Below are 6,617 nucleotides of genomic sequence, written 5' to 3'. Positions count from 1 at the left end.
CGGCTCCTCCACGAGCCGCGCCGCCGCCCGCGCGCAGCCCCACGCCACGGTCACCCCGGCCCCGCCGTGGCCGTAGTTGTGCACCAGCGTCCGCCCGCCGCCCCGCCGTTCGTGTTCCAGGCGCACCGCCGGGCGGGCGGGCCGCAGCCCCACCCGGTGCCCGAGCACCCGCGCCGCCCCGATCTCCGGACGCACCCGCGCGCACCGCTCGACGATCGCCGCCGCCACCGCCGGATCCGGCTCCAGGGACCAGTCCCCGTCGTCCGCCGTGCCGCCGAGCACAAGCCGCCCGGGCTGCGGCAGGAAGTACGTCGTTGCCGTCGACGCGGAGTCCGCGGCCGTGAACCACGTACGGATCCCGGGGTTCTCCACGAGCACGAGCTGCCCCCGCACGGGACGCACCGCGTCGTCCGGCACGAGCTCCCGGGCGCCGAGGCCCGCGCAGTTGACGACACTTGGCGCCTCTCCGAGCGCCTCGTCGAGGCTCCGTGCCGCCCGCCGCTCGACCGTGCCGCCCGCCGCGAGCAGCCGTTGCCGCAGCCACGCCAGATGCGTCGGCATGTCGATCAGCGGCAGCCGCGCCCACAGCCCGACCCCCGCGTACTCGGCGCCGGTCGCCGCGCGCAGCCCCGGTACCCGCGCCGCCCAGGGCCCGAGCCCGTCCAGCGCGGTCTCGGCGTGTACGCCCTCGACCATGCGTACGCCCGTGCGCTGTGCGTCCGCCGCCAACTCCACGTACACCGCGAGGGTCTCCAGCGACCACTCGCCCACCAGCGCCTCGGGCTCGATGCGGTACGGCCACCACAGGCCGCCCGCAACGGCCGAGGTCGTGCGCTCGGCCGGGTCCCGCGTCCAGAGGCGGACGCGACGGCCGCGCTCCGCGAGCACCACGGCGGTGGTGAGCCCGATGACCCCACCGCCCACGACAACCACATCTGCCCTGTCACTCCCACCCATCCCGGAAACGTAGCGGAATACGTCATGCCGTGCGCAGAGATCCTGCCGGGTGGGGATACTCAGGGCATGTCTGCCGAGTACGCGACTTTCGGCCTGGCCCCGGCGATGCGCGCCGGTGGAGTTCTCGCCAACGGTGACTACCAAGTGCACCGTGACTTCGTCGACTTCATCGTGAACGGCCGCCCGCTGCTGTTCCAGCTCGCCGACCTCGACGCCGTGTCCCCGCTCGCGTCCGACATCCCGCCGGCGATCTTCACGACGCATGTGCGCCGTCTGCTCCTCGAGGCCGAGGCCCCGCTGCGCGACGGGCGGTACGTGATCTACGGCTGCCCCGAGTGCGAGGGCCTGGAGTGCGGCGCGGTCACGGCCGTCATCGACCGCGCGGGCGAGGACGGCGAGGACTATGTGTGGCGGGACTTCGCCTGGCAGACGTCCGAACACGCCGACCTGGAACGGAACGGCTACCACGGCATAGGGCCGTTCCGCTTCCGCGGCGGCGAGTACCGCGCGGCGCTTGGGCGGTTATTGAACGGGGCCGAGCCGGCGGCCGGGCGGCGCCGGGTGCTGCTCATCGGGGCGCGGGTGGCGCTGCTCGCCAAGCTCGCCGCGGCGCTGCGGATGATCGGCATCGGCGCGGAGATCGCGGCGGACGCGTCCGGGGTGCCGGCCGAGGAGCTGCGGACGTACGGCGCCGTCGCGTTCGGGCGCGCGGTGCCGGAGCGGATGCGCGACGGCGTGCGGGCCGCCTTCGAGGGGGCGGGGGTCGAGGTCCGTTACGTCGACGGGTTCGCGCCCGTCGTCCCGCTGCTCGTCGCCCAGATCGAGTACGCCCTCGACCGCAGTCCGCTGGCGCAGCGGCGGCTGACGCGGCTCACGGTGGCCGGGGGCGCGGCGGTCACCGAGGTCACCTCCTCCTGCCGGGTGCGGCTCACCGCCTACCGCGTCGACCGGCTCCTGCGCACCCGCGTCCACGAGGTGCTCGACGAGGTCCTCGCGCCCGGCGAGCACCGGGTCGCCCTGCCGGGCAAGTCCCAGTTCGTCGTCGCGCGGACGCCGGACAGCGTGCTGGTCTCGGCGGTGTCGCCCTGACCCGTCCGGTCGGCGTCCGGCGTGCCGGGCACTAGGCTCGTGGGTCTGATGAACGCCACACTTGTCGCGAAGCACCTCGCCGCCGGCCACGGCGACCGCACCCTCTTCGAGGGCCTGGACCTCGTCGTCGCCCCCGGCGACGTCATCGGGCTCGTGGGCGCCAACGGCGCCGGAAAGTCCACGCTCCTGCGCCTCCTCGCGGGCCTGGACACCCCGGAGTCCGGCGGGCTCAGCCTGTCGCCCCCGTCGGCGTCGGTCGGCCATCTGCCCCAGGAGCCCGAGCGCCGCCCGGACGAGACGATCCACGCCTTCCTCGCCCGCCGCACCGGAGTCGCCGCGGCGCAGGACGCCATGGAGGAGGCGACCGAGCTGCTTGTCGAGGGCGCGCCCGGCGCCGACGACGCGTATGCCCACAGTCTGGAGCGCTGGCTCGCCCTCGGCGGCGCCGACCTGGACGAACGCGCCGAGGAAGTCGCCGAGTCCCTCGGCCTGGGGGTGCGCCTGGACCACCCGATGACGGCGCTCTCCGGCGGCCAGGCGGCCCGCGCGGGACTGGCCTCGCTGCTGCTGTCCCGCTACGACGTGTTCCTGCTCGACGAGCCCACCAACGACCTGGACCTGGCGGGCCTGGAGCGCCTTGAGGCTTTCGTCCGCGGCCTGCGCGCGGGCACCGTCGTGGTGAGCCACGACCGCGAGTTCCTGGCCCGCACGGTCACCAAGGTCCTCGAACTCGACCTGGCCCAGCAGCAGATCAACCTCTTCGGCGGCGGCTACGAGGCGTATCTGGAGGAGCGCGAGGTCGCCCGCAGGCACGCCCGCGACGAGTACGAGGAGTACGCCGACAAGCGGTCCGCCCTCCAGGACCGCGCCCAGATGCAGCGGTCCTGGATGGACAAGGGCGTCAAGAACGCCCGCCGCAAGGCCACCGACAGCGACAAGCTCGGCCGCAAGTTCCGCAGCGAGGCGAGCGAGAAGCAGGCCGCGAAGGCCCGCCAGACCCAGCGGATGATCGAGCGCCTGGACGTCGTCGAGGAACCGCGCAAGGAGTGGCAGCTGCGGATGGAGATCGCGGCGGCGCCGCGCTCCGGCACCGTCGTCGCCACCCTGCGCGACGCCGTCGTACGGCGCGGCACCTTCACGCTCGGCCCCGTCGACCTGCGGATCGACTGGGCGGACCGGGTCGCCATCACCGGCGCCAACGGCTCGGGCAAGTCGACCCTGCTTGCCGCGCTGCTCGGCCGCGTCCCCGTGGACGAGGGGCAGGCGGCCCTCGGCTCGGGCGTCGTCGTGGGCGAGGTCGACCAGGCCCGCGCCCTGTTCCACGGCGCCGAGTCGCTGCTCGACGCGTTCCGCGCGGCCGTGCCGGACACCGACCCGGCGGAAGTCCGCACGCTCCTCGCCAAGTTCGGCCTCAAGGCCGAGCATGTGCTGCGGCCCGCGGTGACCCTGTCACCGGGGGAGCGCACCCGCGCCGCCCTCGCCCTGCTCCAGGGCCGGGGCGTGAACCTGCTGGTCCTCGACGAGCCGACGAACCACCTCGACCTGCCCGCCATCGAGCAGCTCGAATCGGCCCTGGACTCCTACCCGGGCACGCTCCTGCTGGTCACCCACGACCGCCGCATGCTCGACGCGGTGCACGTCACCCGCCGCCTGGAGGTAACGGAGGGCAAGGTGACGGAACCGTCACCCTGACCTCCGCCCGCGCCAGTCCGCTGCGGTGCGGAAGCGCCCTGAAGGGGCGCGGGGAACTGCGCGACCAGCCCCCACAAGCCCGCAGACGCAATACGGCAAAGCGCGGCACACCCAGCGGAGCGCCTAGCGCCGCTTAGGGTCGACCAACCCCGCCCGGCGCAAAGCCTCCGCCATCGCGTCATTGGCGGGCGGCGGCCCCCCTGCCGCTGCTGCCGCTGAGGGCGCCCGCCCTGCCCCTGCCCCCGGCCTTGGCCACCGCGACCCTGCTGCCCCTGGCCGGAGGCCCCACGCTGCTGCGGCGGCCGCCCACCGCGCTGCCTCCCGCCACCGTTCCCGCCGCCCGCGGCAGACTCCGCCGCCTCGTCGTCGAGCCTGAGCGTCAGCGAGATCCGCTTGCGCGGCACGTCCACGTCGAGGACCTTCACCTTGACGATGTCGCCCGGCTTCACCACGTCGCGCGGGTCCTTGACGAAGGTCTTGGACATCGCCGACACGTGTACGAGGCCGTCCTGGTGGACGCCGACGTCCACGAACGCGCCGAACGCGGCGACGTTCGTGACGACGCCCTCCAGGACCATCCCCGACGTCAGGTCGGAGATCTTCTCGACGCCGTCCTTGAAGGTCGCCGTCTTGAAGGCCGGACGCGGGTCACGGCCCGGCTTCTCCAGTTCCTTGAGGATGTCCGTGACGGTCGGCAGACCGAACACGTCGTCCACGAAGTCGGCGGGCTTCAGGGAGCGCAGCGTGGCCGTGTTGCCGACCAGCGTGCCGACATCGCCGCCCGCCGTACCGGCCATCCTCCGCACCACCGGATACGCCTCGGGGTGCACGCTGGAGGCGTCCAGCGGGTCGTCGCCGCCGCGGATGCGCAGGAAGCCCGCGCACTGTTCGTACGCCTTCGGGCCGAGCCGGGGCACGTCCTTGAGGCCCTTGCGGTTCTTGAACGGGCCGTTCGCGTCGCGGTGCGCCACGATGTTCTCGGCGAGGCCGGAGCCGATGCCGGACACCCGGGCGAGCAGCGGGGCCGACGCCGTGTTCACGTCCACGCCGACGCCGTTCACACAGTCCTCGACGACCGCGTCGAGGGAGCGGGAGAGCTTCACTTCCGACAGGTCGTGCTGGTACTGACCCACGCCGATGGACTTCGGGTCGATCTTCACCAGCTCGGCGAGCGGATCCTGCAGGCGCCGGGCGATCGACACCGCGCCGCGCAGCGACACATCGAGCTCCGGCAGCTCCTGCGAGGCGAACGCCGACGCCGAATACACCGAGGCGCCGGCCTCGGACACCATCACCTTGGTGAGCTTCAACTCCGGGTGCTTGGTGATGAGTTCACCGGCGAGCTTGTCGGTCTCGCGGGACGCGGTGCCGTTGCCGATGGCGATCAGGTCGACGTCGTGCTCCTTGGCGAGCCTCGCGAGGGTGGCCAGGGACTGGTCCCACTTGTTCGCCGGGACGTGCGGGTGGATGGTGTCCGTCGCCACGACCTTGCCGGTGGCGTCCACGACGGCGACCTTCACGCCCGTACGGAAACCGGGGTCGAGGCCCAGCGTCGCGCGCGTGCCCGCCGGGGCGGCGAGCAGCAGGTCGCGCAGGTTCGCCGCGAACACCCGCACCGCCTCGTCCTCCGCGGCAGTGCGCAGCCGCAGCCGCAGGTCGATGCCGAGGTGCACCAGGATCCGGGTCCGCCAGGCCCAGCGGACCGTGTCGGCCAGCCACTTGTCGCCCGGCCGCCCGCGGTCGGCGACACCGAAGCGCTGGGCGATCGAGCTCTCGTACGAGGACGGGACGGCCGGGGCGGTGGTGTCTCCGGCCGGCTCCTCCGGCTCCAGGACCAGGTCGAGCACGTCCTCCTTCTCGCCGCGCAGCATGGCGAGGACGCGGTGCGAGGGCAGCTCCGTGAACGGCTCGGCGAAGTCGAAGTAGTCGGCGAACTTGGCGCCCGCCTCCTCCTTGCCCTCGCGCACCTTCGCGGCGAGGCGCCCGCGCACCCACATGCGCTCGCGCAGCTCGCCGATCAGGTCGGCGTCCTCGGAGAACCGCTCGGTGAGAATGGCGCGGGCGCCGTCCAGGGCCGCCTGCGGGTCGGCGACGCCCTTGTCGGCGTCGACGAACGCGGCGGCGGCCGCGAGCGGCTCCACCGTCGGGTCCCCGAGGAGCCCCTCGGCCAGCGGTTCGAGACCGGCCTCGCGCGCGATCTGCGCCTTGGTCCGCCGCTTCGGCTTGAACGGCAGGTAGATGTCCTCCAGGCGGGCCTTCGTGTCGGCCTCGCGGATGCGGGCCTCCAGCTCGTCGGTGAGCTTGCCCTGCTCGCGTACGGAGTCGAGGATGGCGCTCCGCCGCTCTTCGAGCTCGCGCAGATAGCGCAGCCGCTCTTCGAGCGTGCGCAGCTGCGCGTCGTCGAGCGTCTCCGTCGCCTCCTTGCGGTAGCGCGCGATGAAGGGCACCGTCGACCCGCCGTCGAGCAGGTCCACGGCGGCCTTCACCTGCCGCTCCCGTACGCCGAGTTCTTCGGCGATCCTGCCTTCGATGGACGCTGGGGTGATCGTCACGTTGCGGTACCGCCTTCTCACTGAGGTTGCCCGCCAATTGTGGCAGGTGGCACCGACAGTGAGGCAGCCAGACCCGGCCGGTGGCACCGCCGGACCCGGCCGGTCGCGCGGTCAGACCCGGCGGGCCCGGCCCGACCGGCGTCCGGAACGTGAGGCTCCGCCGAAGAGCCGGGCCAGGGCCCGGAACGGCAGGGTGACCACAGTGGCGATGGCCCCAGCGATCTGGCGCAGGACATCTGCGATCGCACGGAACACGAGGTTCTCCCTTCGTCTCCCCGGCCCATTTTACGGAGGAATGTTCGAGGCCGCGGGACGTGGCGAGTACCC

4 protein-coding genes and 1 pseudogene are annotated in these 6,617 nt (G+C 73.2%); 2 read left to right on the top strand and 3 right to left on the bottom strand.

Features of this window, described 5'->3' with window-relative positions; all coding sequences use genetic code 11:
• Positions 1-957 (bottom strand): FAD-dependent oxidoreductase (locus STRAU_RS05705; RefSeq protein WP_037657742.1); only part of this gene is annotated, 957 nt, incomplete at its 3' end.
• A gap of 66 nt (positions 958-1,023) precedes the next feature.
• Here STRAU_RS05705 and STRAU_RS05700 point away from each other — a divergent pair.
• Entirely contained in the window at positions 1,024-2,046 is a 1,023-nt protein-coding gene (locus tag STRAU_RS05700) for a hypothetical protein (RefSeq protein WP_037657726.1), read from the top strand.
• Between the two features lie 48 nt (positions 2,047-2,094).
• Entirely contained in the window at positions 2,095-3,738 is a 1,644-nt protein-coding gene (locus tag STRAU_RS05695; RefSeq protein ID WP_037657724.1) for an ABC-F family ATP-binding cassette domain-containing protein, read from the top strand.
• 123 nt (positions 3,739-3,861) lie between these two features.
• Here STRAU_RS05695 and STRAU_RS05690 read toward each other — a convergent pair.
• Positions 3,862-6,290, bottom strand: a pseudogene (locus STRAU_RS05690) (Tex family protein).
• A 111-nt stretch (positions 6,291-6,401) separates the two neighbouring features.
• A complete protein-coding gene (locus tag STRAU_RS43450; RefSeq protein ID WP_016639291.1) occupies positions 6,402-6,545 on the bottom strand; it encodes an LPFR motif small protein in 144 nt (47 codons plus the stop codon).
• Between the last annotated feature and the right edge of the window lie 72 nt (positions 6,546-6,617).

This window comes from Streptomyces aurantiacus JA 4570 (genome assembly GCF_000414115.1).
In the GTDB taxonomy this organism is placed as follows: Bacteria; Actinomycetota; Actinomycetes; order Streptomycetales; family Streptomycetaceae; genus Streptomyces; species Streptomyces aurantiacus_A.
The sequence above is the reverse complement of the archived record's forward strand: the minus strand, read 5'-3'. Positions and strand labels throughout refer to the sequence as shown.

Excerpts from the sequence above, each read along its gene's own strand:
- STRAU_RS05695 (WP_037657724.1), top strand. The coding sequence starts at position 2,095 with ATGAACGCCACACTTGTCGCGAAGCACCTCGCCGCCGGCCACGGCGAC.
- STRAU_RS05700 (WP_037657726.1), top strand. The coding sequence starts at position 1,024 with ATGTCTGCCGAGTACGCGACTTTCGGCCTGGCCCCGGCGATGCGCGCC.